Annotated in this window: 23 protein-coding genes, 1 tRNA gene and 5 pseudogenes; 18 read left to right on the forward strand and 11 right to left on the reverse strand. The window is 71.2% G+C overall.

The window, feature by feature from the left end; all coding sequences use genetic code 11:
• Nucleotides 1-78 precede the first annotated feature (78 nt).
• Complete coding sequence (locus tag ACWCXX_RS11265) at nucleotides 79-702, forward strand: HXXEE domain-containing protein (RefSeq protein ID WP_451126082.1); 624 nt, start codon at nucleotides 79-81, stop codon at nucleotides 700-702.
• Between the two features lie 30 nt (nucleotides 703-732).
• Here ACWCXX_RS11265 and ACWCXX_RS11270 read toward each other — a convergent pair whose 3' ends face one another.
• Nucleotides 733-1,245 (reverse strand): DUF3574 domain-containing protein, encoded by a 513-nt coding sequence (locus tag ACWCXX_RS11270; protein WP_451126233.1) that lies wholly within the window; start codon nucleotides 1,243-1,245, stop codon nucleotides 733-735.
• A 372-nt stretch (nucleotides 1,246-1,617) separates the two neighbouring features.
• Here ACWCXX_RS11270 and ACWCXX_RS11275 point away from each other — a divergent pair, with 372 nt between their 5' ends.
• The 3 genes from ACWCXX_RS11275 to ACWCXX_RS11285 all read left to right on the forward strand — a co-directional run bounded on the left by ACWCXX_RS11275 (nucleotide 1,618) and on the right by ACWCXX_RS11285 (nucleotide 2,976).
• Entirely contained in the window at nucleotides 1,618-2,040 is a 423-nt protein-coding gene (locus tag ACWCXX_RS11275; RefSeq protein WP_451126083.1) for a RidA family protein, read from the forward strand.
• Between the two features lie 86 nt (nucleotides 2,041-2,126).
• Nucleotides 2,127-2,858 carry a DUF7873 family protein gene (locus ACWCXX_RS11280; RefSeq protein ID WP_451126084.1) on the forward strand — a complete coding sequence of 244 codons (732 nt, stop codon included), beginning with the start codon at nucleotides 2,127-2,129 and terminating at the stop codon, nucleotides 2,856-2,858.
• A 31-nt stretch (nucleotides 2,859-2,889) separates the two neighbouring features.
• Nucleotides 2,890-2,976 (forward strand) — tRNA-OTHER (locus ACWCXX_RS11285).
• A 373-nt stretch (nucleotides 2,977-3,349) separates the two neighbouring features.
• On the opposite strand, the gene ACWCXX_RS11290 is transcribed toward ACWCXX_RS11285, so the two are convergent.
• Entirely contained in the window at nucleotides 3,350-4,561 is a 1,212-nt protein-coding gene (locus ACWCXX_RS11290; RefSeq protein WP_451126085.1) for a pyridoxal phosphate-dependent aminotransferase, read from the reverse strand.
• Nucleotides 4,562-4,646: 85 nt separating this feature from the next.
• Between ACWCXX_RS11290 and ACWCXX_RS11295 the strand changes: the two genes are divergently transcribed.
• Together ACWCXX_RS11295 and ACWCXX_RS11300 are read left to right on the forward strand one after the other, a co-directional pair.
• A complete protein-coding gene (locus ACWCXX_RS11295) occupies nucleotides 4,647-5,315 on the forward strand; it encodes a winged helix-turn-helix transcriptional regulator (protein ID WP_451126086.1) in 669 nt (222 codons plus the stop codon).
• A 38-nt stretch (nucleotides 5,316-5,353) separates the two neighbouring features.
• Entirely contained in the window at nucleotides 5,354-6,001 is a 648-nt protein-coding gene (locus ACWCXX_RS11300; protein ID WP_451126087.1) for a uridine kinase, read from the forward strand.
• A 160-nt stretch (nucleotides 6,002-6,161) separates the two neighbouring features.
• Here the strand turns inward: ACWCXX_RS11300 and ACWCXX_RS11305 are convergent, their stop codons facing one another.
• The gene (locus ACWCXX_RS11305; RefSeq protein WP_451126088.1) at nucleotides 6,162-7,058 is read right to left on the reverse strand and encodes a carbohydrate kinase family protein; all 897 of its coding nucleotides are present in this window, start codon (nucleotides 7,056-7,058) and stop codon (nucleotides 6,162-6,164) included.
• A complete protein-coding gene (locus ACWCXX_RS11310) occupies nucleotides 7,055-8,050 on the reverse strand; it encodes a pseudouridine-5'-phosphate glycosidase (RefSeq protein ID WP_451126089.1) in 996 nt (331 codons plus the stop codon). The genes ACWCXX_RS11305 and ACWCXX_RS11310 overlap by 4 nt, the downstream gene beginning before the upstream one ends.
• Nucleotides 8,051-8,177: 127 nt before the next feature.
• Between ACWCXX_RS11310 and ACWCXX_RS11315 the strand changes: the two genes are divergently transcribed.
• On the forward strand, nucleotides 8,178-8,540 hold the full coding sequence (locus tag ACWCXX_RS11315; protein ID WP_451126090.1) for a cupin domain-containing protein: 363 nt from the start codon (nucleotides 8,178-8,180) through the stop codon (nucleotides 8,538-8,540).
• A gap of 11 nt (nucleotides 8,541-8,551) precedes the next feature.
• On the opposite strand, the gene ACWCXX_RS11320 is transcribed toward ACWCXX_RS11315, so the two are convergent.
• The 3 genes from ACWCXX_RS11320 to ACWCXX_RS11330 form a co-directional block, all read right to left on the reverse strand.
• Nucleotides 8,552-9,934 carry an MFS transporter gene (locus tag ACWCXX_RS11320; RefSeq protein WP_451126091.1) on the reverse strand — a complete coding sequence of 461 codons (1,383 nt, stop codon included), beginning with the start codon at nucleotides 9,932-9,934 and terminating at the stop codon, nucleotides 8,552-8,554.
• A 94-nt stretch (nucleotides 9,935-10,028) separates the two neighbouring features.
• Nucleotides 10,029-10,571 carry a methylated-DNA--[protein]-cysteine S-methyltransferase gene (locus ACWCXX_RS11325; RefSeq protein WP_451126092.1) on the reverse strand — a complete coding sequence of 181 codons (543 nt, stop codon included), beginning with the start codon at nucleotides 10,569-10,571 and terminating at the stop codon, nucleotides 10,029-10,031.
• A gap of 174 nt (nucleotides 10,572-10,745) precedes the next feature.
• Nucleotides 10,746-11,702: a glycerophosphodiester phosphodiesterase gene (locus ACWCXX_RS11330; RefSeq protein ID WP_451126093.1), complete on the reverse strand. Its 957-nt coding sequence runs from the start codon at nucleotides 11,700-11,702 to the stop codon at nucleotides 10,746-10,748.
• A 214-nt stretch (nucleotides 11,703-11,916) separates the two neighbouring features.
• Between ACWCXX_RS11330 and ACWCXX_RS11335 the strand changes: the two genes are divergently transcribed.
• The 5 genes from ACWCXX_RS11335 to ACWCXX_RS11355 all read left to right on the forward strand — a co-directional run bounded on the left by ACWCXX_RS11335 (nucleotide 11,917) and on the right by ACWCXX_RS11355 (nucleotide 19,055).
• On the forward strand, nucleotides 11,917-12,795 hold the full coding sequence (locus tag ACWCXX_RS11335) for an MHYT domain-containing protein (RefSeq protein ID WP_451126094.1): 879 nt from the start codon (nucleotides 11,917-11,919) through the stop codon (nucleotides 12,793-12,795).
• Between the two features lie 62 nt (nucleotides 12,796-12,857).
• Nucleotides 12,858-14,975: an excinuclease ABC subunit UvrB gene (gene uvrB / locus ACWCXX_RS11340; protein WP_451126095.1), complete on the forward strand. Its 2,118-nt coding sequence runs from the start codon at nucleotides 12,858-12,860 to the stop codon at nucleotides 14,973-14,975.
• Between the two features lie 131 nt (nucleotides 14,976-15,106).
• Complete coding sequence (locus tag ACWCXX_RS11345; RefSeq protein ID WP_451126096.1) at nucleotides 15,107-15,685, forward strand: TerD family protein; 579 nt, start codon at nucleotides 15,107-15,109, stop codon at nucleotides 15,683-15,685.
• A gap of 169 nt (nucleotides 15,686-15,854) precedes the next feature.
• The gene (locus tag ACWCXX_RS11350) at nucleotides 15,855-17,777 is read left to right on the forward strand and encodes a TerD family protein (RefSeq protein ID WP_451126097.1); all 1,923 of its coding nucleotides are present in this window, start codon (nucleotides 15,855-15,857) and stop codon (nucleotides 17,775-17,777) included.
• 261 nt (nucleotides 17,778-18,038) lie between these two features.
• Complete coding sequence (locus ACWCXX_RS11355; RefSeq protein WP_451126098.1) at nucleotides 18,039-19,055, forward strand: TerC family protein; 1,017 nt, start codon at nucleotides 18,039-18,041, stop codon at nucleotides 19,053-19,055.
• 149 nt (nucleotides 19,056-19,204) lie between these two features.
• Here ACWCXX_RS11355 and ACWCXX_RS11360 read toward each other — a convergent pair.
• Both ACWCXX_RS11360 and ACWCXX_RS11365 read right to left on the reverse strand, forming a co-directional pair.
• Nucleotides 19,205-19,390, reverse strand: a pseudogene (locus ACWCXX_RS11360) (MBL fold metallo-hydrolase); the annotation flags it as partial.
• Between the two features lie 38 nt (nucleotides 19,391-19,428).
• Nucleotides 19,429-20,230: pseudogene (locus ACWCXX_RS11365) on the reverse strand (IS5 family transposase).
• A 225-nt stretch (nucleotides 20,231-20,455) separates the two neighbouring features.
• Here ACWCXX_RS11365 and ACWCXX_RS11370 point away from each other — a divergent pair.
• Together ACWCXX_RS11370 and ACWCXX_RS11375 are read left to right on the forward strand one after the other, a co-directional pair.
• Nucleotides 20,456-20,980 (forward strand): allene oxide cyclase barrel-like domain-containing protein, encoded by a 525-nt coding sequence (locus ACWCXX_RS11370; RefSeq protein WP_451126099.1) that lies wholly within the window; start codon nucleotides 20,456-20,458, stop codon nucleotides 20,978-20,980.
• A gap of 278 nt (nucleotides 20,981-21,258) precedes the next feature.
• On the forward strand, nucleotides 21,259-21,399 hold the full coding sequence (locus tag ACWCXX_RS11375) for a hypothetical protein (RefSeq protein ID WP_451126100.1): 141 nt from the start codon (nucleotides 21,259-21,261) through the stop codon (nucleotides 21,397-21,399).
• Nucleotides 21,400-21,483: 84 nt separating this feature from the next.
• Here the strand turns inward: ACWCXX_RS11375 and ACWCXX_RS11380 are convergent.
• Nucleotides 21,484-21,558 (reverse strand): annotated as a pseudogene (locus ACWCXX_RS11380) (MBL fold metallo-hydrolase); the annotation flags it as partial.
• Here ACWCXX_RS11380 and ACWCXX_RS11385 point away from each other — a divergent pair.
• A pseudogene (locus ACWCXX_RS11385) lies at nucleotides 21,538-22,035 on the forward strand (IS5/IS1182 family transposase); the annotation flags it as partial. The pseudogenes ACWCXX_RS11380 and ACWCXX_RS11385 sit on opposite strands and share 21 nt — an antisense overlap.
• A 33-nt stretch (nucleotides 22,036-22,068) precedes the next feature.
• Entirely contained in the window at nucleotides 22,069-22,299 is a 231-nt protein-coding gene (locus ACWCXX_RS11390; protein WP_451126234.1) for a DUF397 domain-containing protein, read from the forward strand.
• Between the two features lie 96 nt (nucleotides 22,300-22,395).
• Here the strand turns inward: ACWCXX_RS11390 and ACWCXX_RS11395 are convergent, their stop codons facing one another.
• Nucleotides 22,396-23,754: an erythromycin esterase family protein gene (locus ACWCXX_RS11395; protein WP_451126101.1), complete on the reverse strand. Its 1,359-nt coding sequence runs from the start codon at nucleotides 23,752-23,754 to the stop codon at nucleotides 22,396-22,398.
• A gap of 146 nt (nucleotides 23,755-23,900) precedes the next feature.
• Here ACWCXX_RS11395 and ACWCXX_RS11400 point away from each other — a divergent pair, with 146 nt between their 5' ends.
• Both ACWCXX_RS11400 and ACWCXX_RS11405 read left to right on the forward strand, forming a co-directional pair.
• A complete protein-coding gene (locus tag ACWCXX_RS11400; protein ID WP_451126102.1) occupies nucleotides 23,901-24,056 on the forward strand; it encodes a hypothetical protein in 156 nt (51 codons plus the stop codon).
• A pseudogene (locus ACWCXX_RS11405) lies at nucleotides 24,005-24,638 on the forward strand (transposase); the annotation flags it as partial. The gene ACWCXX_RS11400 and the pseudogene ACWCXX_RS11405, both read left to right, overlap by 52 nt.
• Between the last annotated feature and the right edge of the window lie 406 nt (nucleotides 24,639-25,044).

The raw sequence follows: 25,044 nt of genomic DNA on the forward strand, positions 1-25,044 counted from the left end.
ACTCCAGAGAAAAGCAACGCAACGTTGCGTTGCATTGTAGGGTGATGGCACTCCACTGCGACGTTACGGGGGCCCGGCATGACGGAGAAGGCGGTTTCCAAGACGGTGACCTGGGGGCTGTTCGCCGCCTGGGTGGCCAATGACCTGGAGGAGCTGGCCACCATGGCCGGCTGGGCGCGGTCCGCCCGGCCGCGGCTCCAGGAGCGGTTCCCGGCGGTGCCCGAACGGATCTGGGAGCGGATGGAGCTCTCGCAGCGCGACGCCGCCGTCGCGATCGGGCTCATGGGCGGGATCATGGCGGCGGCGTCGGCGGACGGGGCGCGCACCGGTGGCCGCAGCCCGTTCTTCCGGGCGGTGCTGGTCGGCTTCGGGTGGCACGGCGCCGTGCACATGGCGCAGGCGCTGGCGTACCGCGGCTACACGCCGGGGGTGCTCACGGCGCCGACGGTCGTCGTCCCGTACTCGGTCTGGGCCGTGCGGAAGCTGAAGGAGGCCGGCATCCGGAGCGGGGGTGGCGGTGCGGTCGCGGCGACCCTGGTGCTCTTCCCGGCGGCCGTCGTCGGCGTCCACGCGCTGGCGCACCGGATCAACCGGCCGCGTGGACGCGACCGGGCACGGCGGCGCGCCCCGCTGCTCCGGGGCCGGCTGCCCCGCCCCGGTCGGCCGGGCGTCCGAAAGGACGAGACCGGCCGGGGGGCTTGAGGGGCGGGGGCGGCCGGGCGGGCCGCCGGGTCAGAAGTCGGCGGTCATGCGCTCTTCGAGCCGGGCCACCGATTCCTGCGCGTAGGCCTTCTCGTAGGCGTCGCGGATCCGCTCGATCCGGGCGTCGCGCACCCGGGCCTCGGACGCCGGGTAGAGCAGGATCAGTTCGTAGCTGCGCTCCCGCTCGATGGCCCCGTTGGAGTCCCGCCACTGCCCCCGGCCGTCCTGCACGGTCAGCCCGTTCGGGAAGCGCGGCGTGACCTCCTCGTCGATGAACGCCATGAACTGGGCGTCGGTCACGTCCGGTCCGCCGCCGGGCCGTTCGGTGCCGAAGAAGAGCCGGGTCTCGATGTAGTCCTTCCCGCGCGCGGCACCGGCCGCCGCCGCGGGACGCGTGGCCGAGGAGGGCTCGCCGTCGAGGGCGGCGTAGGCGACGGGGGCGCCCAGGGCCAGTACGGCCAGCGCGACGGTCGCCGCGGTGAACGCGCCGCGCCGCTTCGGACCGGTGTGCCCCGCGGTGCCGATGGGCTGTGCGGGGCCCATGAGGTGAGCAGGGTCTGTGGGGTGTGTGATGCCCGCGGGCTGTTCGGGACCGGTGGGCTGCTCGGGAGCGGCGTGCCGCGCCGGGTCGGCGGGGCGGTTCGTGGTGGTGGAGCGGGACAAGGCGGACCCTTCGTTCGACGCCCGGGAGGGGCGATGTCCGTACGGGAACGGGGAGCCGTGCCCGGCCGGGAAGCGGCGGGCGCGGTGCGCGGGAGCCGGCGGCGCGGACGCGCGGGCCCACTGTGGCAAGCGGTCCCCGCCGGGCGGCTGCAGGACATGGACATCCGGCGGAAACCACCCGTACGGATCGGCCGGGCGGCCCTGCCGAAACCCCGTCGCACCCCGGGCGCCCGGCCCGGCAGACTCGTTTTCATGGCCACGAGCATCAGCCGGATCAACCCGGACGGACTGCACCCCACCCCCGGCTACCACCACATCACCGTGGTGGAGGCGGGCCGGACCGCCCACCTGGCCGGGCAGTGCCCCCTCGACCGCTCCGGCACCCTGGTGGGGCCGGGCGATCTCGACGCCCAGATCGACCAGGTCGCGGCCAATGCCCTCGTCGCCCTCGCGGCCGTGGGGGCCGAACCGCCCCGGGTCGTCCGGTCGGTGATCTACGTGGTCAGCGACGACACCGCGGTCCTGGGGGCGGCCTGGCGACGGCTCACCGGCTCGGTCCTCGGACCCGCGTTCACCACCGCGTTCACCACCGCGAGCACCCTGCTCGGCGTCGCGCGCCTGGGTTTTCCCGGGCAGTTGGTCGAGGTCGACCTCACCGCGGCACTGCCCGGCTGACCTCCTGACACGGGGCGGTCGGGGCGTGGACGCAGGGCGCAGAAATCGATGGCCGAGGCCGGGACGGCGCTGTTAGGTTCCTCGACGTGGCGAAACTCAATCAGATCATCGCAGTGGAGAAGGGCGTCAAGTCCAAGGCCCACCAGGACCTGACGGCGGCACATCACGGCCTCCAGAAGACCGGGTTGCTCGCCGGGATCTCCCGGACGTACCAGCCGAAGGACGAGGAGGGCGAGCAGCTGCCGCCCGAGTCGACGCTGGTGCAGATCAAGGCCGAGGACGTGCTGCGGGACACCGCGACGACCCTGACCCGGCTCTTCGACGTGACCGCCACGAAGGACTGGGCGAACTGCTCGGCCCGCGCGGACGTGAAGGTCGACGGGCGGGTGATCGTGAGCGACGTGCCGGTCTCGTACCTGCTCTTCCTGGAGAAGCAGCTCACGGACCTCAACACCTTCGTCCGCAAGCTGCCGGTGCTCGACGCCTCCGAGGCCTGGGTCCAGGACCCCTCGACGGACTCCTGGAAGACCGAGCCGGTACGGACCCTCCGGACGAAGAAGGTGCCCCGCAACCACGTGAAGGCGGAGGCCACCGACAAGCACCCGGCGCAGGTCGAGGTGTACTACGAGGACGTCCCGATCGGGTACTGGACGACGGTGAAGTTCTCCGGAGCCCTTCCCGCGCGCCGCGTCAACGAACTGCTGGACCGGGTCGAGAAGCTCCAGCAGGCCGTGAAGTTCGCCCGCGAGGAGGCCAACGGCGTGGACGTCACCGACCAGCGGGTGGGTGATGCGGTATTCGGTTACCTCTTCGGGTGACCGACCATTGATTCCCCGGCCGTTCATCACGGCCGGGGTGCGCGAGGAGCGCAAGCTGAAACTGAGGCTTGTCGTGAACGACGCGGTTCCGGTGGAGGTTCGAGTCCTCCCCCCGGCACTCGGGGTGCTTCCCGCACCCGAACGGGCCGGGGTGGCCCAAATGGCAGAGGCAGACCGCGATCAATCTCAGACTCTTGCTCCAGACTCAGCATTCGCCATCGATCGCCGAATCGAACGGGCCTGTGCCCATGGGCGTCGAGATGCCGGTTCGACTCCGGCCCGCGGAGCTTCGGTCCGCGGTCGTCTAAAGGCAGGACGCGGCGACATAAACCTGACACGGGCTCTTAAAAGTGTCGGCGTGCCGAACGGATGGCACCACAGGGCTCGGGGGCCGGCTACGCCCCCGGGCCCGCTCCCGTTTCCGTTCCTCCCCGCGTGGACATCCGGCCTTCCCCGGCGGCGGCCTCAGGCTTTCCGGCGAGTCCCGGCCGTCACTGGCGGTACCCGGTCAGGAAGCGGCCGATGCGGCTGATCGCCGCGTCGAGGTCGTCGGCGTGCGGAAGCGTCAGGATCCGGAAGTGGTCGGGCCGCGGCCAGTTGAAGCCGGTGCCCTGCACGACCTGGATCTTCTCCCGCAGCAGCAGGTCGAGGACGAACTTCTCGTCGTCGACGATGCGGTGCACCTTCGGGTCCAGGCGCGGGAACGCGTACAGCGCGCCCTTCGGCTTCACGCACGAGACCCCCGGGATCTCGTTCAGCCGCTCCCAGGCCCGGTTGCGCTGCTCGTGCAGCCTGCCGCCCGGTGCGACCAGCTCCCGGATCGACTGCCGGCCGCCGAGCGCGGCCTGGATGGCGTACTGCGCGGGCGCGTTGGGGCACAGCCGCATGGAGGCGAGCGTGGTCAGCCCCTCCAGATAGCTCCGGGCGTGCTGCTGCGGGCCGGAGACGACCAGCCAGCCGGAACGGAAGCCCGCCACGCGGTACGTCTTCGACAGGCCGCCGAACGTGAGGCACAGCAGGTCGGGGGCGAGGGAGGCCACGTTGTGGTGCTCGGCGTCGTCGTACAGCACCTGGTCGTAGATCTCGTCGGCGAACACCATCAGACCGTGCCGGCGCGCCAGGTCGAGGATGCCTTCGAGGACTTCGCGCGGATAGACCGCGCCGGTCGGATTGTTGGGGTTGATGATCACGACGGCCCTGGTGCGGTCGGTGATCTTCGACGCCATGTCCGCGAGGTCCGGGTTCCAGTCCGCCGCCTCGTCGCAGACGTAGTGCACGGCCCTGCCGCCCGCGAGCGTCGTCACCGCGGTCCACAACGGGTAGTCGGGGGACGGGACGAGCACCTCGTCGCCGTCCTCCAGCAGTGCCTGGACGGCCATCGAGATCAGCTCGGACACGCCGTTGCCGAGGAAGACGTCGTCGACCCCGACATCGGTCAGCCCCATCGCCTGGTAGCGCTGCACGACGGCCCGCCGGGCGGAGAGGACACCGCGCGAATCGGTGTAGCCGTGGGCCTGCGGAAGCATCCGGATCATGTCCTGGACGATTTCCTCCGGCGCCTCGAAGCCGAAGAGCGCGGGGTTGCCCGTGTTGAGCCGGAGCACGCTGTGGCCCGCCTCCTCCAGGGCGTTGGCGTGCTCGATGACCGGGCCCCGGATCTCGTAACAGACCTCGTCGAGCTTGCTGGACTGCCGGAACTCCATGCGTGGCCTCCCCGACCTGATTGCGATACTTGGTTTTACCAAGCTCGGGCTTGGAAAGTCCAACAACATGTCTAGACTGCGTCGCATGCCACGTCAGCAACAGCCCGCAACGCGCTCGGCTTGCCGCCGGAGCTACGACCAGTTCTGCGCCACCGCGCGCGCCCTCGATTCCGTCGGCGACCGGTGGACCCTGCTGATCGTCCGTGAACTGCTGGCGGGCCCCCGCCGCTACACCGACCTCCACGCCGACCTGCCGGGGGTCAGCACGGACGTCCTCGCCTCCCGGCTCAAGGACATGGAGCAGAGCGGTCTCGTCACCCGCCGCCGGCTCCCGCCGCCCGCCGCGGCCTCGGTGTACGAACTGACCGGGCGCGGCCACGGACTGCTGCCGGTGCTCGCGGCCCTCGCCGAATGGGGCGCGCCCGCGCTGGCCGAGCGACGGCCGACCGACGCGGTGCGGGCGCACTGGTTCGCGCTCGTGCTGCTGCGTGCGCTGGCCGGGACGGCCCACGAGGGAATCGTGGAAGTCCACCTGGACGAGGGCGAGTTCCATGTGCGCGCCGGTGGGGCGGCGGACGGCGGGATCGTCTACGGGGACGGCCCCGCAGCCCGTGCCGATGCGCGCATCGCGCTCGACGCCGAGGTCTGCATCGCGCTCGGTCGGGGGGAGTTGACGCTTGCCGAGGCCGTCGGGGGCGGGCGCGTCGAGGTGTCGGGCGACGGGCCGCTCGCCGCCGAGCTGCGCGGCGAGTGACCGCGCCCCCGCGCCGGCCGCGGAGCGATGATGGGTGGGTGCGTCATGAAGCGATCACCTGGGAACGGCTGGCCGAGGCCTTCGCCGTACGTGCGGATGCCCTGGAACCGGCCGACGGCGGCCCCTGGTCGAAGGTCGCCGTCGACGGCGCCCCGGCGGCCCGGACCGGGGAGTTCGCCGAGCGCGTCGCCCGGGCCCTGCGGGTCCGGGGCCGTGCGGTGCTCGTCGTGTCCACCGAGGGGTTCCTGCGGCCGGCGAGTCTCCGGTACGAGTACGGCAAGGAGGACCCCGACTCGTACTACGGCAGCTGGTTCGACACGGGGGCGTTGTGGCGCGAGGTCTTCGGGCCGCTGGAGCCCGGCGGGAGCGGGCGGGTGCTGCCGGACCTCTGGGACCCGGTGACCGACCGGGCCACCCGCAGCCCGTACCGGTCCCTGCCCGAGGGCGGGGTGCTGGTGGTGCACGGTCCATTGCTGCTCGGCCACTGGTTCCCGTTCGACCTGAGCGTCCATCTGCGGCTGTCGCCGGGCGCGTTGCGGCGGCGCACCGAGGAGAGCGGGCGCTGGACGCTGCCCGCCTTCGCGCGGTACGAGGAGGAGGTGGAGCCCGCGAGCCGCGCGGACGCGGTCGTGCGCGCCGACGATCCGCTCCATCCGGCGTGGACGGGGTGGGGGAGGGACGGGTAGCGGGCCGAACCGGCCGAACCACCCGGGTCGAACCGTCCGGGTCGAACCGTCCGGGGTGAACCGGCCTGGTCCGCTCCGGCCCGGCCATGGCAACCGGGCCCCGCCCGACCCGGTCGGGACGACCCGGCTCCACCCCGCCCCGCCCGTTCCGACGGGTGTGTCACGGGCCGGGGCGACCGCCCACGGTCGTGACCGCCTCCGCCCCCGCCCGACACCCTGCCGCCACGGCCGAGGCGTCGTCCGCCCCGGCCAAGTGAGCCGCCAGGAAACCGCCGGTGAACGCGTCGCCCGCCCCCGTCGAGTCCACGGCTCCGCGCACACCGACCCCCGGGACATGCCGGACCACCGCACCGGCGGCGGCCAGCAGCGCCCCGTCCGCGCCCAGTGTGACGACCACCCGGCCCGCCAGGAGGCTCAACTTGGCCGCGGCGTCGGCGGGTTCGGGCAGCCCGGTGAGGAGCCGGGCCTCGTCCGCGTTGGGCAGCAGCAGGCCGACCCCCTCCACCGCCGTCAGGAACCGGTCGGCGCCCAGCTCGGCCAGGAAGCCCGCCGAGGCCGGATCGACGCTCACCGGAATCCGTCGCCGCCGGGCCTCCCGCAGGGCGAGCAGCGCCGTCGACCGGCTCGTCGCGGCGAAGAGGAGATACCCGGAGAGATGGAGATGGGCGACTCCGTCCAGCAGCGAGGGCGACCAGTCGTCGGGGGAGAGACGGAGCACTGCGCCGCTGTCGGTGAGGAAGGTGCGCTCGGCGGCGGAATCGACGAGCGCGACGACGGTGGCGGTCGGCTCCTTGTCGTCCACGGCCAGCAGACAACGCACCCCGGCCCGTTGCAGTGCGTCGCGGTGCCAGTCCGCGCTGTCGGCGCCGACCCGGGCCAGCAGCCGTACGTCACGGCAGCCCGAATGGGCCGCCCAGCACGCGACGTTGGCGCCCGCGCCCCCGGGGAGGGTACGGATACGGGCCGGAGTGTCCGTGCCGTGGACCAGCGCCGTTTTGTGCCGGGCCACCACATCCGTGACCACGTCCCCGATGACGAGCAGCCCGCCGTCGGTCATCGCCCGGCCGCCGGGTCCGGGCGCGGCACCGATGCCGGGGCCTGGGCCTGGGTGGAGGCCGTCCACGCGTCGGAGATCCGCGCGGCGAGCGACACGTTCCCCCGCACGGCCGCCAGATTGGCCTCCAGCGAGGCGCCCCCGGTGCCGCGCACCAGGCGCTCCAGCAGGAACGGGGTGACGGCCTGCCCCTCGATGCCACGCGCCCGGCACTCCTCCAGGGCCTCGGCCAGCACCCGGTCGTGGAGCGCCGGGTCCAGCTGGTCCGCCACGGGCACGGGGTTGGCGACCACGAGCGCGGCCTCGGGGCCGCCGAGCGCGTCCTGCGCCCGCATCACGTCCGCGACCTCCTCGGGCGTGCGCACCGTCCAGTCGACCGGCTCGCCCGAACTGCTCAGGTAGAAGCCGGGGAAACGGTCGGTGCCGTAACCGAGCACCGGGACGCCGAGCGTCTCCAGGCGCTGCAGCGTCGCCGGGACGTCCAGGATCGACTTCACCCCCGCGCACACCACGGTGATGCCGGTCCGCGCGAGGAGCCGGAGGTCGGCGGACTCGTCCTGGGTCCGCGTCCACTCCCGGTGCACGCCGCCGAGGCCGCCCGTCGCGAAGACGCGCAGCCCCGCGCGGGCGGCCAGGAACGCCGTGGCGGACACGGTCGTCGCCCCGCTCGCGCCCGTCGCCAGGGCGGGGGCGAGGTCGCGATGCCCCAGCTTCCGCATCGTCGGGTCCGTGGCGACCCGCTCCAACTGGGCTTTGTCCAGGCCGACGTGGGCCCTTCCGTCGAGTACGGCGATCGTGGCGGGAACCGCGCCGACGGACCGTACGAGCCCTTCGAGCTCCTCGGCCACCCGCAGATTGCGGGGGCGCGGCAGACCGTGGGCGATGATCGTCGACTCCAGGGCCACGACGGGGTGGTGCGTGGCGAGGGCCGCCTGCACCTCGGTGGAGAGCACGGGGGCGAGGGAATCTGCGCTGTGCGACGCATTCGATGACATGTCCACATCCCTGTCGCGAGGGTGCCCGCCTCAAACGTACGACAGGGACGACGGAGCCGCCGGGGCCGTTTCCGGTACGGCACCGCACCGGCCGGGCCTGCCGGGGGGAGTACTAAGGTGACCGGCCATGACCACCATTGATCAGTACCCTGCCTCGTTCGCCGTGCACATTCCGGATGCCGAACTCGAACCCGAGCCGCTCGACCCCGCGCAGATCGTCTCGGGCGAGCCCGTGGTGACGGGCAAGGTGCTCTGGGAGTCACCCGACGGGAAGCAGATGCGCGGGATCTGGCAGATCACCCCCGGGGTGGTCACCGACACCGAGGCCAATGAACTCTTCGTGGTCGTCAGCGGGCGGGCGACCGTGGCCGTCGACGGCGGGGCGACGATGGAGATCGGTCCGGGCGACGCCTGCGTGCTGCGCGAGGGCGACCGTACGACGTGGACCGTGCACGAGACGCTGCGCAAGGCATACCACATCAGCTCCTGAGGCCTCGCGCGTCACTTTCCGGCCGTGTCGGTCGGATCCGCAGCCGGGTCCGGGTCCGGGGCCGTGTCCGGGCTCGGACCCGGGTCCGGGGCCGCGGTGGTGGGGCGGGTGAGCGCCCGGCGCAGGGTCAGCGCCGCCATCGGCAGCAACAGGCACGCCCCCGCCGCGTTCAGCCAGCCGTAGCCGGCCTGGGCGACGACGACCCCGGCGACCGCTCCACCGATGCCCGCCGCCGTGTTCATGGTCAGGTCCGACAGACCCTGCACGGCGGCGCGGGCCGCCTGGGGCACGGAGTCGGTGAGCAGTGCCGAACCGGCAACGAGCCCCGCCGACCAGCCCAGGCCGAGGGTGAAGAGACCGGCCGCCGTCTGGCCGTGGTCGGCGCCCGCGGTACCGGCCAGGAGCGCGGCGCAACAGAGCAGTCCGGCCGCCAGACCGATCACGGCGAGTCGGCCGAAGCGGTCCGACAGCCAGCCCATCACGGGGGAGAACGCGTACATGCCCATGATGTGACCGCTGATGACCAGGCCGATCAGCTGGAGCCCGGCGCCGTGGTGGCCCAGATCGACCGGGGTCATCACCATGATCGAGACCATCGTGGTGTGCGAGACGGCCACGGTCACCAGCGCCAGCCGCGCCATCGGCGAGGCCCGGACCGCCGCGATGCCCGCCCGCAGCGAACGGCCCGCCGGGGACTCGTCGTCCTGCGGGGCCAGGGCCCGCGCCGTGAGCAGGGGGTCGGGCCGCAGCAGCACCCCGACGACCACCGCGGCCAGCAGGAAGATCCCGGCCGCGAAGAAGAACGGCCCCGCCTCCTCGGATATCGCGGTGCCGCGGAAGACGTGGCCCACCGGGGCGGCGATGTTCGGCCCGAGAACGGAACCGATGGTGGTGGCCCAGATGACGGTGGAGATCGCCCGGCCCCGTCGGTCCGGCTCGGCCAGGTCCGCGGCGGCGAACCGGGCCTGCAGATTGGCCGAGGAACCGGCACCGAACGCGGCCATGCCGAGCAGCAGCAGGGGGAAGCTCTCCACGAGGGTGGACAGGACCACCAGCCCCGCACCGAGCGCACCGATCAGATAGGCCAGCACGAGACCGGGGCGTCGGCCGCGCGAGGTCATCAGCGCCGCCAGCGGCAGCGAGAGCAGGGCGGTCCCCGCCACCGAGGAGGTGGGAGCCAGCCCGGCCAGAGCCTCGGAGCCGCTCACCTCCGTGGCCAGCACGGGGGCCAGTGCGATACCGATCGGCACCCCCAGACCGCCGAGTATCTGGCTGGCTATGAGCACCCCGGACGTTCTGCGCCGCAGCGCGGACAGCGCGGCTGCCGTGACCGGGGTGCCGGCGGAGCGGCCGGACCCGGCAGGGGTGTCAGGTGCGTCAAGGGTGTTGGTCACTGACGCAGTGTGCCAGCCCGCACACGGGTACGAAACCGGGTTCGGGCCGGTTCGGGCCGGTCCGGACCGCTCGGACCGGTGCCGTCGGTGGCGCTCAGAACAACGGCTGCGGCAGCACGCCCTCCAGGGCCAGCAGCTTCCGCTTCGTTTCGAGCCCGCCGCCGAACCCGCCGAGTCCGCCGCCGCTCTCCACCACCCGGTGGCACGGCACCACCACCGGAAGCGGGTTGGACCCCATCGCCGCCCCGACCGCCTGAGCGGCCCCCGGCTGCCCCACCCGCTCGGCGAGGTCCCCGTATCCGACGACCGTCCCGTACGGCACCCCCGTCGCCAGCTCGCGGAGCACCTGGCGGTTGAAGCCGGAGGTCAGCGACCAGTCCAGACCGAGCGAGAACTCCCGCGACGAGCCCGCGAAATACGCCGCGAGCTGCCGTATCGGCTCGGCGAGCCGGGCGGAACCGGGACTCTCCACCGGTTCCGCGCCCAGCCGCGTCCGCAGTTGCCCGACCGCCTTCTCCCGCACCTCGGGCCGGGCGTGGAACACCACGCTCACCAGGCCCGTGCCGGTCGCGGCAAGGAGCAGCGGACCGATGTCGCTCTCGACGACGGCCCACTCGACGACCCCGTTGCTCTTCATGGGAACCACCGTACGGCCGGCCACTGACAACCGGCCGCGGAGCCGGGACCGGGACCGACATCGGAACCGACACCGGGAACGCTCCGGGACCGGCACCCGGACCGGCCCCGGCCCCGGGACCGATGCCGATGCCGGGCCCGGGAGCCGGGGGCGCGGCCGGGACGGTCCGGAGGGTCAGCCCCGGCCCGTGGCCTCGCGCACCACGTCGGGGGTGTTGGTGATGATGCCGTCCACGCCGTAACCCGCCAGCCGCGTCGCGGTCGCGGCGTCGTTGACCGTCCAGGTGTTGACCCGGAGCGGCTTGCCGTGCGCGCCCTTCAGCGCGTGCACCGCGGCCACGTAGTCGGCCGAGACCGAGGTGTGGGAGGGGTTGATCTGGTCGGTGAAGGCGGCGTACGAGGGAAGGTCGGCCACCGCGGGGGTGCCGAGGAAACCGGTCGTGACGTCGGGGCGCTGCTGGTGCACCTTCTTCACGCTGTCGGCGCCGAAGCTCTGGACGACGAGCCGGTTCTTCACGTGGTCGCGGTCCAGCCACCCCTTCTGCCGCAGCACCTGCAGGGTCGCCTTCTCGATGCCCGGGTAGATCTCGGGGCTCTTGATCTCCAGCAGCAGCTTCTGCCGGTTGCGCTCCACCCGGTCCAGGTACTGCCCGAGGGTCGGCACCCGGGCCCCGGTGAACTCCGGCCCGAACCAGCTGCCCGCGTCCAGCCGGGCGATTTCCGCGGCCGTGAAGTCCTTCACCGCCCACGAGGTCCGATCCGGGAAGACCTCCTCGACGTTCGTGGTCCGCTTCAGATCGGTGTCGTGCACGACCACCAGCACACCGTCCTCGGTGAACTGGACGTCGTTCTCCACCCAGTCGATGCCCAGCTCGTCGGCCTTGTCGACGGCGGCCAGGGTGTTCTCCGGCGCGTACGCCGAGGCGCCCCGGTGGGCGAAGACGACGGGGGCGCCCCCCTTCGGGCCCGCGGTCCGGGCGCTGACGGTCCGGACGTCCGTGACCGTGCTCGTGTGCCCGGCCGCCGCCGTGGTCCTGCTCGTGGTCCGGGTCTCGGCGGACGTCATCAGCAGCGCGCCGGCCCCCATCACGGCTGCGGCGGTGAGGACGGCGGTTGCGGTGCGTGCGTACACGTGTACTCCTCGCGTCAGAGTTGCGGCAGGGCCGAGAGTGACAGCCGTGCCCCAACGGGGGACAGGCGAAGGATGGCCACAACGTGAACGCCACCGCCGACACCGGGTCACGGGCCGATTTCCGTGTCGATAAAATGCAGCTCTTCTGTTTGTTTGCCGGGCCTCGCGCCTTAGGGTCACCCCGGACCCGGGCTTCCGCGAAGGGCGTACGAGCATGCAGGGCACGATCGACGGTTTCAGCTACGGGGCGGTGACGCCCGTCGCGGCCTTCCTCATGGCCTGTCTCGGCGCGGCCCTCGGACTGCGGTGCACCACCCGTTCGCTGCGCACCGAGCGTTCCTTCAAGGCCGGCTGGCTGGCCCTCGGCGCGACCTCCATCGGCTCCGGCATCTGGACGATGCACTTCATCGCGATGATGGGCTTCTCCGTCGAAGGGGTGGTCATCGGCTACGACAAGCCGATCACCTTCGCCAGCCTCGCGGTCGCGATCGGCATGGTCGGCGTCGGGATCTTCCTCGTCGGATACCGCGGCGCCACCCGCATGGCACTGGTGACGGGCGGCACCATCACCGGACTCGGCGTGGCGACCATGCACTACCTGGGCATGGCCGGAATGCGTCTGGACGGACAGCTGGAGTACGACACGGTCACCGTGGCCCTCTCCGTCGTCATCGCCGTGGTGGCCGCCACGACGGCGCTCTGGGCGGCCGTCTCCATCCACGGCTTCCTGCCCAGCCTCGGGGCCAGCGTCGTGATGGGCGTGGCGGTGAGCGGCATGCACTACACCGGCATGGCCGCGCTCAGCGTCCATCTGCACCCCGGCGCCGGCGGCGGGTCCGGCACCACGGCCGCCCCCCTCGTGCCGCTGCTGATCGGCCCCGGCTGCTTCCTGGTCATCGCCGCGGTGGTCGTGATGTTCGACCCCCTGATGGTGATGGGCACCCCGGACTGGAACGACCCCGGGACCGCCGGCGGAGCGGGACGGCCGCCCGGAATACCGGTCCAGCGGCAGATCCCGCGGTTCGGGACCCACGCCGACCCGGCGTCGTTCCACTCCCGCCCGCGCGATCCCGCGCCGCCCGGGGAATGGTGATCCGAAGCCGGCGGTACGGCTGAGCGGCCCCGGTTGTCAGTGGGGGGTCGTACGGTGGTTCCATGCGGCCCGTTTCGAAGATCGAACGTTCGGTGGCGCCTTTCGAGGTCGTCAGTCCCTACCAGCCCAGCGGCGACCAGCCCGCGGCCATCGCCGAGCTGGAGCGGCGCATCCGCGCGAACGAGAAGGACGTCGTCCTGCTCGGCGCGACCGGCACCGGCAAGTCCGCGACCACCGCGTGGATGATCGAGAAGCTGCAGCGCCCCACCCTCGTGATGGCACCGAACAAGACGCTCGCGGCCCAGCTGGCGAACGAGTTCCGCGAGCTGCTGCCCAACAACGCCGTCGAGTACTTCGTCTCGTACTACGACTACTACCAGCCCGAGGCGTACGTCCCGCAGTCGGACACCTACATCGAGAAGGACTCCTCGATCAACGAGGAGGTCGAGCGGCTGCGCCACTCCGCGACGAATTCGCTGCTCACCCGGCGCGACGTCGTCGTGGTCGCCTCCGTCTCCTGCATCTACGGCCTCGGCACGCCCCAGGAGTACGTGGACCGGATGATCCACCTCGAGGTGGGCGACGAGATCGACCGCGACCAGCTGCTGCGCCGTTTCGTCGAGATCCAGTACACCCGCAACGACCTCGCGTTCACCCGGGGCACCTTCCGGGTCCGCGGCGACACCATCGAGATCTTCCCGGTCTACGAGGAGCTCGCCGTCCGCATCGAGATGTTCGGCGACGAGATCGAGGCGCTCTCCACCCTCCATCCGCTCACCGGCGAGGTGATCAGCGAGGACCGGTCCCTCCACGTCTTCCCCGCCAGCCACTACGTCGCGGGCCCCGAGCGCATGGAGAAGGCGGTCAACGGCATCGAGCAGGAGCTGGAGCAGCGCCTCGCCGAGCTGGAGAAGCAGGGCAAGGTGCTGGAGGCCCAGCGGCTGCGGATGCGCACCACGTACGACATCGAGATGCTCCGGCAGATCGGCACCTGCTCCGGCGTCGAGAACTACTCGATGCACTTCGACGGCCGCTCGCCCGGCACCGCCCCCCACACCCTCCTCGACTACTTCCCCGAGGACTTCCTCCTCGTCCTCGACGAGTCGCACGTCACCGTGCCGCAGATCGGCGCGATGTACGAGGGCGACGCCTCCCGCAAGCGGACCCTCGTCGACCACGGCTTCCGGCTGCCCTCCGCCCTCGACAACCGCCCGCTGAAGTGGGAGGAGTTCCTGGACCGGATCGGCCAGACCGTCTACCTCTCCGCCACCCCCGGCAAGTACGAACTGTCCCGGGGCGACGGGTTCGTGGAACAGATCATCCGCCCCACCGGCCTCGTCGACCCGGAGGTCGTCGTCAAGCCCACCGAGGGCCAGATCGACGACCTGGTGCACGAGATCCGCACCCGCGCCGAGAAGGACGAGCGGGTCCTGGTCACCACCCTCACCAAGAAGATGGCCGAGGACCTCACCGACTACTTCCTGGAACTCGGCATCCAGGTCCGCTACCTGCACAGCGACGTCGACACGCTGCGCCGCATCGAGCTGCTGCGCGAGCTGCGCTCCGGCGAGTACGACGTACTGGTCGGAATCAACCTCCTGCGCGAGGGCCTCGACCTGCCCGAGGTGTCGCTCGTCGCCATCCTCGACGCGGACAAGCAGGGCTTCCTGCGCTCGGGGACGTCCCTGATCCAGACCATCGGGCGCGCCGCCCGCAACGTCTCGGGCCAGGTCCACATGTACGCCGACACGATCACCCCGGCGATGGCCCAGGCCATCGACGAGACCAATCGCCGCCGCGAGAAGCAGATCGCCTACAACACCGAGCGCGGTCTCGATCCGCAGCCCCTGCGGAAGAAGATCAACGACATCGTCGCGACGATCGCCCGCGAGGAGGTCGACACCGAGCAGCTGCTCGGCACCGGCTTCCGCCAGGCGAAGGGCGCCAAGGCACCCGTTCCCGCACTGGCCGGGCGGGCCGGTGCCAAGAAGGCCGGGGACCGCACCGGGACGGTCACCGACCGGCCCGCCGCCGAACTCGCCGGGATCATCGAGGAGATGACCGACCGGATGCGGGCGGCCGCCGCGGACCTCCAGTTCGAGGTGGCGGCGCGACTGCGCGACGAAGTGGGGGAGTTGAAGAAGGAGTTGCGCCAGATGCGCGAGGCGGGTCTCGCCTGACCACGCCGCATTCGGTGTGTTGCAGGACCGACACAAAAAGGCTTCGAACGGTCGCACTGTCAGTGCGACTGCGTAGGGTTCTGGGAAACCGCGCACGGATGGTTGCGGGGAAAGCGGAGAGGGGACAGCGCGTGACGGTCAATATGACCAAGGGTCAGGCCATCAGCCTGCAGAAGGGCGACGGAGGGACCCTGACCGCGGTGCGGATGGGGCTGGGCTGGCAGGCGGCGCCGCGCCGTGGTCTGTTCGGTTCGCGTACACGGGAGATCGACCTCGACGCCTCGGCGGTGCTCTTCGCCGACAAGCAGCCGGTCGACGTGGTCTTCTTCCGCCACCTCGTCAGCGACGACGGCTCGGTCAGGCACACCGGGGACAACCTGGTCGGCGGCGCCGGCTCCGGCGGCGACGACGAGGCGATCCTCGTCGACCTGCAGCGGGTGCCGGTCCACATCGACCAGATCGTCTTCACGGTGAACTCCTTCACCGGCCAGACGTTCCAGGAGGTGCAGAACGCCTTCTGCCGCATCGTCGACGAGACCAACGGCCAGGAGCTCGCCCGTTACACGCTGGACGGCGGCGGGCAGTACACCGCTCAGATCATGGCGAAGGTGCACCGCGCGGGTGGCGGCTGGCAGATGACCGCCCTCGGCAACCCGGCCAACGGCCGGACCTTCCAGGACCTGATGCCGGCGATCCTGCCGCACCTGTGAGCAGGGCCTGAGCCAGACCGGTGCACACCGGTATCCGCAGCTCCCGGCGGCATCGTCCGCCGGGAGCTGCACCGCATGGCGCCGCAACGTACGCGGCGCACCGCAGGGCGCCGCGGCCCCCTGCGGCACATCGCACAGCAGTGAAGCGAATCGTCGAGGGGACAGGGCAATGACGGCCGAGCTGGTCCGGGGGCAGAACCACACCTTGCCCCAGACCCGACTGGAGATCCGGGTATCGGCCGGCACGCCCGTCGTGGCCGGTGCCACGCTCGGCGACGAGAACGGCACGGTGCACGGCACCGAATGGGTCGCCCACCCGGGATCGCCCCAACTGCCCGGCCTCGAAGTGTCCCGCCAGGCCGCCGCCGACCACCGGCTCGCCGTCGACCTCGACGCCCTGCCGGACGCGGTGCACCGGGTCACCGTGCTGCTGGCCCTGCCCACGGGCATCGGCGGCCCGGTCCGGTTCGGCGCGGTCGCCTCGCCGTTCGTCGCGGTCACCGGACTCGACGGCACCGAGATCGCCACGTTCACCCTCACCGGCCTGGACACCGAGTCCGCGGTCGCGGCCCTGGAGCTCTACCGCCGCCAGGGCGCCTGGAAGGTCCGCGCCGTCGGCCAGGGCTACGCGGGCGGCCTCGCCGCCATGCTCGCCGACCAGGGCCTGGCACGGGCGGCCGAGCTGGCCCACTCGATCCAGGAAGCGGTCACCCGCGCGACGGCCCGCGCCGTCACCCCGCCCCCGCCGCGCACCCCGGACGCCGACCGCGTCGGCCACGGCGCGGGCTCCGTACCGCCCCCGCACGAGCCCCGGCCGGCCGAGCCGCTCACGGAACCCGCGACCCAGCCGTCCCCGCCCACCACGGGCGGTCGCATCGACTACGCGCACCCCCGCCGCCAGGCCGCCGCACCCCCGCCGCCCCCGCCCACCGCCCCGCCCGCGGAACCGGGCCGGCCCGCCCGGCCCGTCGCCGGGGACGCGACCGGCTGGTCCATGGACGAGCGCCTCTACAACCAGATCTGGGGCATGTTCGAGGACCTGGCCCGCACCACCGCCGCGTACCGCAGCGCCGTGGACTTCGCCGAGTCCCGCATGGACCAGGAGCTCGAACGGACCCTGTCCGACCCGCGCAGCCGCATCGGGGGAGCGGGCGACCGGGCCCGCGAGGAGGCCCGCGCCAAGTGCGACGAGCTGACCGCCCGCGCCCGCGAGAGCCTCGACCGCGACCTCGCCCAGCTCGCCGCCGAGTCCGACGTGGTGGAGCCCGCGCTCCCCGCCGCGTTCGCACGCTGGGACAACCCCGTCTGGCACGCCTACCGCGTCCCGATGGAGATCCCCATGGCGCTGCGCATCGGCGACCTCCACCTCCCCGAGAAGCCCGAGCTGCGCATCCCGCTGCTGGTCCGGCTGCCGCTGGAGCGGGGGCTCTGGATCGACAGCGGCCGTACGGCTTCCGACGCCGCGGCCCTGATGGACACCACCCAGCTGCGCACCCTGGCCATGGAGAGCGCGGTCGCCCACGCGGCACGCCTGCTGGCCGTCTACCCGGCCGACGAGTTCTCCGTCCACGTCATCGACGCCGCCGGTTCGGGGGCCGGGGCGCTCGCCCCGCTGGTCCGCTCCGGGGCACTCGCCGGGCCGCCCGCCACCGGGGCCCAGGGGGTCGCCGCGGTCCTCGCCCACCTCACCCGGCGCGTCGACCTGGTGCAGATGGCGATCCGGGCGGGCGCCGCCGACTCGCTCCCGCCGGACCTCGACCCGGGCGAGCAGCTGCTGATCGTCAATGACTTCCCGCACGGCTTCGACGACCGTGCCGTCACCCAGCTGCGCTACCTCGCCGACGAGGGGCCCTCGGTCGGCGTCCACCTCCTGATGGTCGCGGACCGGGAGGACGCCGCCGGGTACGGGCCGGTGCTCGACCCGCTGTGGCGCTCGCTGCTCCGGCTCACCCCGGTTCCCGACGACCACCTGGCCGACCCCTGGGTGGGGCACGCCTGGACGTACGACCCGCCGGTGATACCGCCCGGCAGCCGCGTCCTGGAGCAGGTGCTCACCGCGGTGGCCGCCGCCCGCCGCCCCCGGCGGTACTGACCCGCAGCCCGTCCACCCTCTTCCCACACCGTCCTGACCAGTGCTTTTGAAGGAGCTTTACCTTCCCCTTTACCTTTCCTTGGGAATCCCTGTACTGTTCTTTGAGCGGAGGGGAGTACTCCCGTACGCGGCGTTCCCGTCAGTACGGACCGTGACCGGTCCCGGGGCGTCGGCCCGTGGTGCAGTCCGCGCACCCGGGTGGAAGAGACCTCCGGCAGCAACGACGCTGATCAGTAGCCGTAGCGAACTGCCGGAGGCGCAGTGGACGTTTCGTGGACCCTCTGGGTGCTTACCATTCTCGGTCTGTCAGCCCTCATCGCCGTCGACTTCTTCATCGGGCGCAAGCCCCATGACGTGACGACCAAGGAAGCCGGGATCTGGACGGTCGTCTGGATCGTGCTGGCCGTTCTCTTCGGACTCGGCCTGCTGGTCTTCGGCGAGAGCCGGGCCTCGGGCGAGTTCTTCGCCGGCTTCATCACCGAGAAGTCGCTCAGTGTCGACAACCTCTTCGTCTTCGTCCTGATCATGGCGAAGTTCTCGGTGCCCTCACACCTTCAGCAGCGGGTGCTGCTCGTCGGGGTGCTGATCGCGCTGGTGCTGCGGGCGGTCTTCATCGCCGCCGGTGCCGCCGTGATCGCCAACTTCTCGTGGGTCTTCTATCTCTTCGGCGCGTTCCTGATCTACACCGCCTGGAAGCTCGTTCAGGAGGCACGGGCCGGTGAGGAAGAGGAGGAGTTCGAGGAGAACCGTCTGCTCAGGACGATCGAACGCCGCTTCGGGGTCGCCGACCGCTACCACGGCACCAAGCTCTTCATCCGGAACAACGGCAAGCGCGTCCTGACCCCGCTGATGGTCGTCATGCTCGCCATCGGCACCACCGACGTGCTGTTCGCCCTGGACTCCATTCCCGCGATCTTCGGGCTGACCCAGGACCCGTACATCGTCTTCACCGCCAACGCCTTCGCCCTGATGGGGCTGCGGCAGCTGTACTTCCTGATCGGCGGGCTGCTGAAGAAGCTCGTCCACCTCAGCTACGGCCTGTCGGTCATCCTCGGCTTCATCGGCGTGAAGCTGGTGCTGCACGCGCTGCACGAGTCCGGGGTGCACGTCCCCGAGATCTCCATCCCGGTGTCGCTCGGCGTCATCTGCGGCGTCCTGGTGATCACCACGATCACCAGCCTCGTCGCCGGCCGGAAGCAGGAGCGGGCCGAGGCGGCCGCGCGGACGGCCGGGACCACGGACAAGGCCGTGGACAAGGGGGCCGACGTCGACGCCTGAGCCCGCGGGCCGGCCCGGCGACAGCCCGGCCGGCCCGACGGGAACCGGCACCGGCCGGGGCGCGCAACGTTTCGCTGCCCGCCCCGGCCGGTGTTCCGGGTCGGAGGGTGCCCGGCGTACGGGCCCGGTGGCCGCGGTCGCGGCCCGGTTCACCAGCCGCGGGCGCGCCACTGCGGCAGCTGCGGACGCTCGTCGCCGAGCGTGGTGTCGTGCCCGTGGCCCGGGTGGACCCACGTCTCGTCGGGCAGCCGGTCGAAGAGCTTGGTCTCCACGTCGTGGAGCAGGCTCGCGAAGGCCTCGGGGCCCTCGTGCGTGTTGCCGACCCCGCCCGGGAAGCTCTAGGGTCTTCTCCTTTGAACACTGAGAAGTCATCTCAATTGGTGAGCCTGCGGCAGCAGATGAGGGTGCAGGCGATGCTCGTGAAGGCGAGGAAGTGCTCGGCCTTGCGTTCGTAGCGTCGGTGGAGGCGGCGGCAGCCGGCGAGCCAGGACATGGGGCGTTCGACGGTCCAGCGGTGGCGGCCCAGTCGCTGTGAGGACTCGACTCCTTCCCTCGCGATGCGGTGCTGAATGCCGCGCCGGCGTAACCATCGTCGCAGGTGGGTGTAGCCGTAGCCTTTGTCGGCGTGGAGCTTTGCGGGCTTGCGGCGTCCGCGGCGGGAGCGGATCGGCGGTATCCCTTGTACAAGAGGGATCAGGGCCTGGCTGTCGTGCAGGTTCGCCCCGAGATTGCGACGGAGAGGGGCGGACCGGTCCGCTCGGTGAGCAAGCGGATCTTCGACCTGTACTTGCCCCGGTCGACAGGATTCGGACCTGTCAGGTCCCCCTTTTCAGGGCCCGCATGTTCACCGAGTCGATCGCACAGCGGAACCAGTCCAACTCGCCGCGGGCGCCGAGTTCGTCGAGGACCAGGCGGGGGAGCTTGGCCCACACCCTGGCCTTCGTCCACTCGGAAAAACGCCGATGAGTCGTCGCCGCCGACGGTCCGAACGAAGCAGTGGGCAACTGCTGCCACGTGCAGCCTGACGTGGCCACGAACACGATCGCGGCCAGCACCTCCCTGTCACCATGCCGACGCCGTCCACCACCCTGAGGTCGCGACGGCGCCTCCGGCACCACCCGCTGAAACAACTCCCACAACTCATCCGGAACCAGCCGCTCAACGATCCCCACCATGACCGCCAGCCTACCGACTTCACCAAATGAGACGACTTCTTAGTACTCCAGCTGTAGATCGCGATCTTCGTAGTGCGCGGTCGGCCGGGCCGTCTCTCGTCCCGGGTTGGTCCGACTGGTCGGATCTGACGGCGGGTCGCGCCGGGACGTTCCGGGCGGCGGCACCGCCGAGGTTATGAATGCGGCACCTGACCATCCATGAACATCAACCTCAGGAGCCACACGATGCGCCCTATCAGAGCAGCCTGTCTCGGCACGGCGACTGCGCTGGTCGCCCTTCTCGCCTGTGCCCCTGTCGCGGGCGCTGCGATGGACACCGATTCCGCCCACGCCAAGGGCGGGGACCGGGTCATCACTCTCATCGGCCATCTCGCGCAGCAGTCGCGCTTCCCCGTCAACCCCAACGGCCCCGCCGCCCAGGGCGATCGGACCGTAGTCCGCTCGATCCTCAAGGACCAGAACGACGAAAACGTGGTCGGCGAAACCGACGGCTTCTGCACCACCACCACGGTAGAGAACCGCGGAGCGGAGGAGTGCGTCGTGACCTACAACCTCCCGGGCGGCCAGCTCACCGTGCAGGGGATGGTCTTCCGCATTCTCAACGAGGAGGGCGGCGTCGCGGTCCCTCCCCCTTCGTTCGACAACGCGATCACCGGCGGCACCGGGGTGTTCGACCGGGCTCGTGGTTCGGTCCACGCCGACACGATCGGTTCGGGCATCAGGCGCTTCACGATCGACCTCGACCGCTGACTGACCCTGCCCCCGTCCGGTGAGAAGGCTGGGCCGTCCACGACACGGCCCACCGGCTCGATTGGTCCCATTGACGACGCCGCAACCAGGCTCGATCCCGGGCCATCCACCATCAGCGACAAGCCCCCCAGGCATGAAGATCACGATCTACAGCTGGAGTACCAGGCGTCTTGGGTGCTCGGCCCCGGCCGGGGCTGGTGACGGGATGATCGGGCCAGTGCCGAGACGGCGGCGCAGGAACGCCACTGCTGGAGTTCGCCGAGCACAGCGAACACGGCATGTCCGGCTGGCGCCTGTCCTACCCGGAGCCGGAAGGGAACGGCGTGGAGGACAGGTTCATCCCCGGCGGCCTGGACGAGCTTGGCTGGGCACGGACCAAGGCGTGCGCGCACCTGGCCCATCGGGGCGCGGCTACCTGACTCGCACAGATCGAAGGGCCCTACGCCGACGAGGCTGGCGCAGGGCCCTTCGTCAGGGCGGCCCCGCTTGTACGAGGTTCCGGTTCACCAGCCTCGGGCTCTCCACTCCGCCAGGTGCGGGCGCTCCGCACCGAGCGTGGTGTCATGGCCGTGGCCCGGGAGAAGGGCTTGCTGAAGACGGTGGGCCGGGCCCGCACCGCCGCCACGCATGTGCTGTCGGCGGCGCGCGAGCTGTCCTGGCTGGAGATGGTCGCCGAGACGTTGCGCTCGGCGCTCAACACGCTTGCCCAGAATGCCCCGGACTGGCTGACGCGGGTCGCGGAGCCGGACTGGTTCAGGCACTACGCCACCAGGGCCGAGGACTCCCGGTTCCCCAAGGCCCGCGCCAAACGCGATGCGGTGGGCTTGCGAGTCGGTCGTGACGGGATGCGTCTGCTTGAGGCGGTCTTCACCGCAGACGCACCGGCCGGTCTCGGCGCCCTGACGGAGGTGGAAACCTTGCGGCAGATGTGGCTCCAGCACTTCCAGCGGGTGGCGGGCGAGGTGAGGCGGCGGGCCCCAAAAGACCGCCCGCCGGGCGCGTTGCGCCTGGTCACCCCCTATGACACCGAGGCCCGAGGCAGCGTCAAACGGGACCATGACGCGCTGGCCGAACGGTACGCGAGGGCAGTGTTCCGGGCGTATCAGTCGACGGCTACGGAAGGCGTCGTCAACGATCTGCTCGCAGCGCGGCTGGAGCGGGCGCAACTTCTGGACGATCCGAACGGCGACTGCCTCGAAGTGGCTGACGGCCACCCCGGCATCGTCCCCGTGCGCGACTCAAAGGTGATCGAGGGCCCGACGCCCGTGGTCCGGGCCACTGCCTGGACCTCCTTCATCGCGGACCTCAAGCACGCCTGAGAAGGCTTCCCGCTGTGGAGAGGCCGGTCGCACGGCCGGCCTCTCCACAAGGTCGGGTGGTGTCGGACGGCTCGCGCCGGGGCCGGAACCAGGCCGTCACGGCTTCAGATTGTCGGCCTCCCTGACCTCGTGGAGGTGGATGAGGACGTCGTAGGCCTTGCCGAGCGCGGCCTCGCGCGGCTCCGTGGGCCACAGCGTACCGATGTTGAGCATGGGCCGGGCAGCGCTCAGCCAGTTGCGCGCGGGGGCCGGGGCGTTGCGGAGGTCGAGGTAGAAGTCCCGGTAACGGACCTGGTCGAGGGTGTTCTCGTTGCTGCCGGGCTTGGCGGCGTCCACGGTGAACTTCTTCCAATCGCCGCCCAGCGCGGTGTCCTTCGACAGGAAGGAGCCCTGGTTGAAGGTGAAGCCGATGGGGAGGTAGTCCTTGCCCATCGTGTCGCGCAGGAACGACCCCTGCGTCTTCGGATACAGCTCGGGGGTGGAGGCGGCGTAGGCGACGTGGTTGTTGTGCGCCGACAGCAGGACCTTCTGGCCGGTGCGCTGCTGCCACCAGGCGACGTTCTGGGCCATCACCTCGTCGCGGAAGCGCTGGGAGGTGGACACCGAGTCCGAGTCCTCGGGGTTGATGGTGAGGAACTTGGCGGTCTGGGCGATGGAGCGGGCGTTCTGCTCGGCCCATGCGAACGCGTCGCCGGAGCCCTTCTGGCTGCTGACCAGTTCCAGGGCCTCCTGTGCCTTGGCGGCGAGCTGCTGCCGTTCCGCGAGCGGCTTGCTCAGGTAGTCGAGGAAGTCGTTGATCGGGCGCAGGCCGGTGTAGAGCTCGTTGAGCTTCGGCAGCGCGTCCGGGTGGTGCTGCTGCACGTAGTCGGTCACCCGGTCGAAGAACGCGTCGTCCATCGTGGGGGCGTTGAGGTCGTCGCCCATGAAGTGGACGGTGCGTTCGGGGTGGCGGCTGTTGTAGTCACGCATCCACTCGATGAGGCTGACGAACTCCTCGCGTTCCCAAGGGGAGTCGGCCAGGGTCTCCTTGGCGATCTTGCGGGCGTCGCCCTTGCCGGTCTGGAGGTAGTCGTCGATCTGGACCCCGGCGGACCAGCTCATTTCGAGGGCGAAGGTGGTGAAGCCCTTTTCCTCGACGAGGTAGCGGAAGACCCGCTCCTTCATGGCGAAGAACTCGTGGGAGCCGTGGGTGGCCTCGCCGAGGCCGACCACCTTGGCGTCGCCGATCATCGAGCCCAGGGCTCGCAGGTCGGCCGTGTTCTTCCCGGGCTCGGTCGAGCGCAGCGGGTGGGCCGCCTTCTCCAGTGCCCGGACCGGGTTCTGCTCGCTGCCGGCCCTGCCGGCCCTGTCGGCCGAAGCGGCCTGGACCGCCACGGGCGCGAGGAACGCTCCTGTCGCGACCGCCGCCGTCGCCAGCAGTACCCGTCGACTGATCCGCTTCCGGTGCCTAGCCATGCTGTTACCTCTCAACTTACGTATTGCAACTTGAGAAGAATCATTTCCTGCGATTCCGCTGCCGCACATGGGGAGAAGCCTCCAACTCTTCGGGGGGATACCCCCCGAAGAGCCGGAGGGCAGCCCCCGCTCGCCCACTCGATCGGGTGGAGGGACTGGACGGGGACCCGCCCGAGCACGACCTGGTGGTGTGGCGGCTCCTGACGCCGGCGCGGACCGTGGCCTCGTACGTGGACGGGGGCGCGCTGCGCCGGATGAGCACCGGGGCGAAGCCGGATATCCCACCGCCGGCCAGGTCGTGACCGCCCGACGGGAGCACGGCATCGTCCTGCACGGGCCGATGGCCGCCCACACCGCCGCGTTGGCCGACGGCCCTTTCGGGCAGGACGCCTTCACCATCGACTGGGACCGCGAGCGGGTGACCTGCCCGAACGGCCTCGTCAGTACGCAGTGGGCCGAGCGGCGTTCCCAGCAGGGCCTGCCCGTCATCCGGGTCCGCCTCAGCCCGGCCGACTGCCGCCCCTGCCTTCACCTGCGCGACTCGTCGACTCACCCACAGCCCAGCGCCGCGAGCTCAACCTCCGGCAGGGCCGCGACGAACACGAAACCGTCCGCACGGCCCGAGCCGAGCAGCGAACCGATGGCTGGAAGGAGCGGTACAAGATCCGTGCCGGTGTCGAGGGCACCATCTTCCAGGCCGTCGGCGCTGCGGCCTGCGCAGATCCCGCTGCCGAGGCCTCGCGAAGACCAGCCTCCAGCACCAGCTCACCGGCGCCGCGATCAACCTCGCCCGCATCGACGCCCACATCACCGGCCAACCACGAGCCCGCACCCGCCACTTCGCAGCACTGCGCCCCGCCGATCAAAGGATCGACGGGGCGAAGTGGCCAGGCCCCGGATTAACCAACAGCGTCCCACCCATGCCTGCGAGGCCGTCGGGCGGACATAGGCCGTTCGGGGCTGGTGATCAAAGAGGACGCCTGCGGCGGCGACTGCAAGGCGTGGTGTCTCGTCGGCCAGCGCAAGCGCCAGCAGCTGGAGCAGCCCAACCAGGGGCAGCAAGAAGTCATCTGACCGACGGCGCCCCATCAGCCTCCTCCGGGTCCATCTCGGCGTTCTCCTCGGCGTCCGGGCAGGTGGACATGCGGCCGTACAACGCGGCAGGTGGCGTGCTCCTTGTGCTGCTCCTGGTCGTGTTCGTCTTCGGCCGGCTTCTCTGCTGTCCCGGGCACCTCCGCCGCCTGCCGGGCCGGCCCGTCGCTCGAGGCCGCCGCTGGTTCACTTTCGGGG

The sequence above is a fragment of the Streptomyces sp. NPDC001732 genome (genome assembly GCF_053596315.1).

Coding starts and splice junctions, on each gene's coding strand:
- ACWCXX_RS11265 (WP_451126082.1), top strand. CDS start 79: ATGACGGAGAAGGCGGTTTCCAAGACGGTGACCTGGGGGCTGTTCGCC.
- ACWCXX_RS11270 (WP_451126233.1), bottom strand. CDS start 1,245: ATGGGCCCCGCACAGCCCATCGGCACCGCGGGGCACACCGGTCCGAAG.
- ACWCXX_RS11275 (WP_451126083.1), top strand. CDS start 1,618: ATGGCCACGAGCATCAGCCGGATCAACCCGGACGGACTGCACCCCACC.
- ACWCXX_RS11290 (WP_451126085.1), bottom strand. CDS start 4,561: ATGGAGTTCCGGCAGTCCAGCAAGCTCGACGAGGTCTGTTACGAGATC.
- ACWCXX_RS11295 (WP_451126086.1), top strand. CDS start 4,647: ATGCCACGTCAGCAACAGCCCGCAACGCGCTCGGCTTGCCGCCGGAGC.
- ACWCXX_RS11305 (WP_451126088.1), bottom strand. CDS start 7,058: ATGACCGACGGCGGGCTGCTCGTCATCGGGGACGTGGTCACGGATGTG.
- ACWCXX_RS11310 (WP_451126089.1), bottom strand. CDS start 8,050: ATGTCATCGAATGCGTCGCACAGCGCAGATTCCCTCGCCCCCGTGCTC.
- ACWCXX_RS11315 (WP_451126090.1), top strand. CDS start 8,178: ATGACCACCATTGATCAGTACCCTGCCTCGTTCGCCGTGCACATTCCG.
- ACWCXX_RS11325 (WP_451126092.1), bottom strand. CDS start 10,571: ATGAAGAGCAACGGGGTCGTCGAGTGGGCCGTCGTCGAGAGCGACATC.
- ACWCXX_RS11335 (WP_451126094.1), top strand. CDS start 11,917: ATGCAGGGCACGATCGACGGTTTCAGCTACGGGGCGGTGACGCCCGTC.
- uvrB (WP_451126095.1), top strand. CDS start 12,858: ATGCGGCCCGTTTCGAAGATCGAACGTTCGGTGGCGCCTTTCGAGGTC.
- ACWCXX_RS11350 (WP_451126097.1), top strand. CDS start 15,855: ATGACGGCCGAGCTGGTCCGGGGGCAGAACCACACCTTGCCCCAGACC.
- ACWCXX_RS11370 (WP_451126099.1), top strand. CDS start 20,456: ATGCGCCCTATCAGAGCAGCCTGTCTCGGCACGGCGACTGCGCTGGTC.
- ACWCXX_RS11375 (WP_451126100.1), top strand. CDS start 21,259: ATGTCCGGCTGGCGCCTGTCCTACCCGGAGCCGGAAGGGAACGGCGTG.
- ACWCXX_RS11395 (WP_451126101.1), bottom strand. CDS start 23,754: ATGGCTAGGCACCGGAAGCGGATCAGTCGACGGGTACTGCTGGCGACG.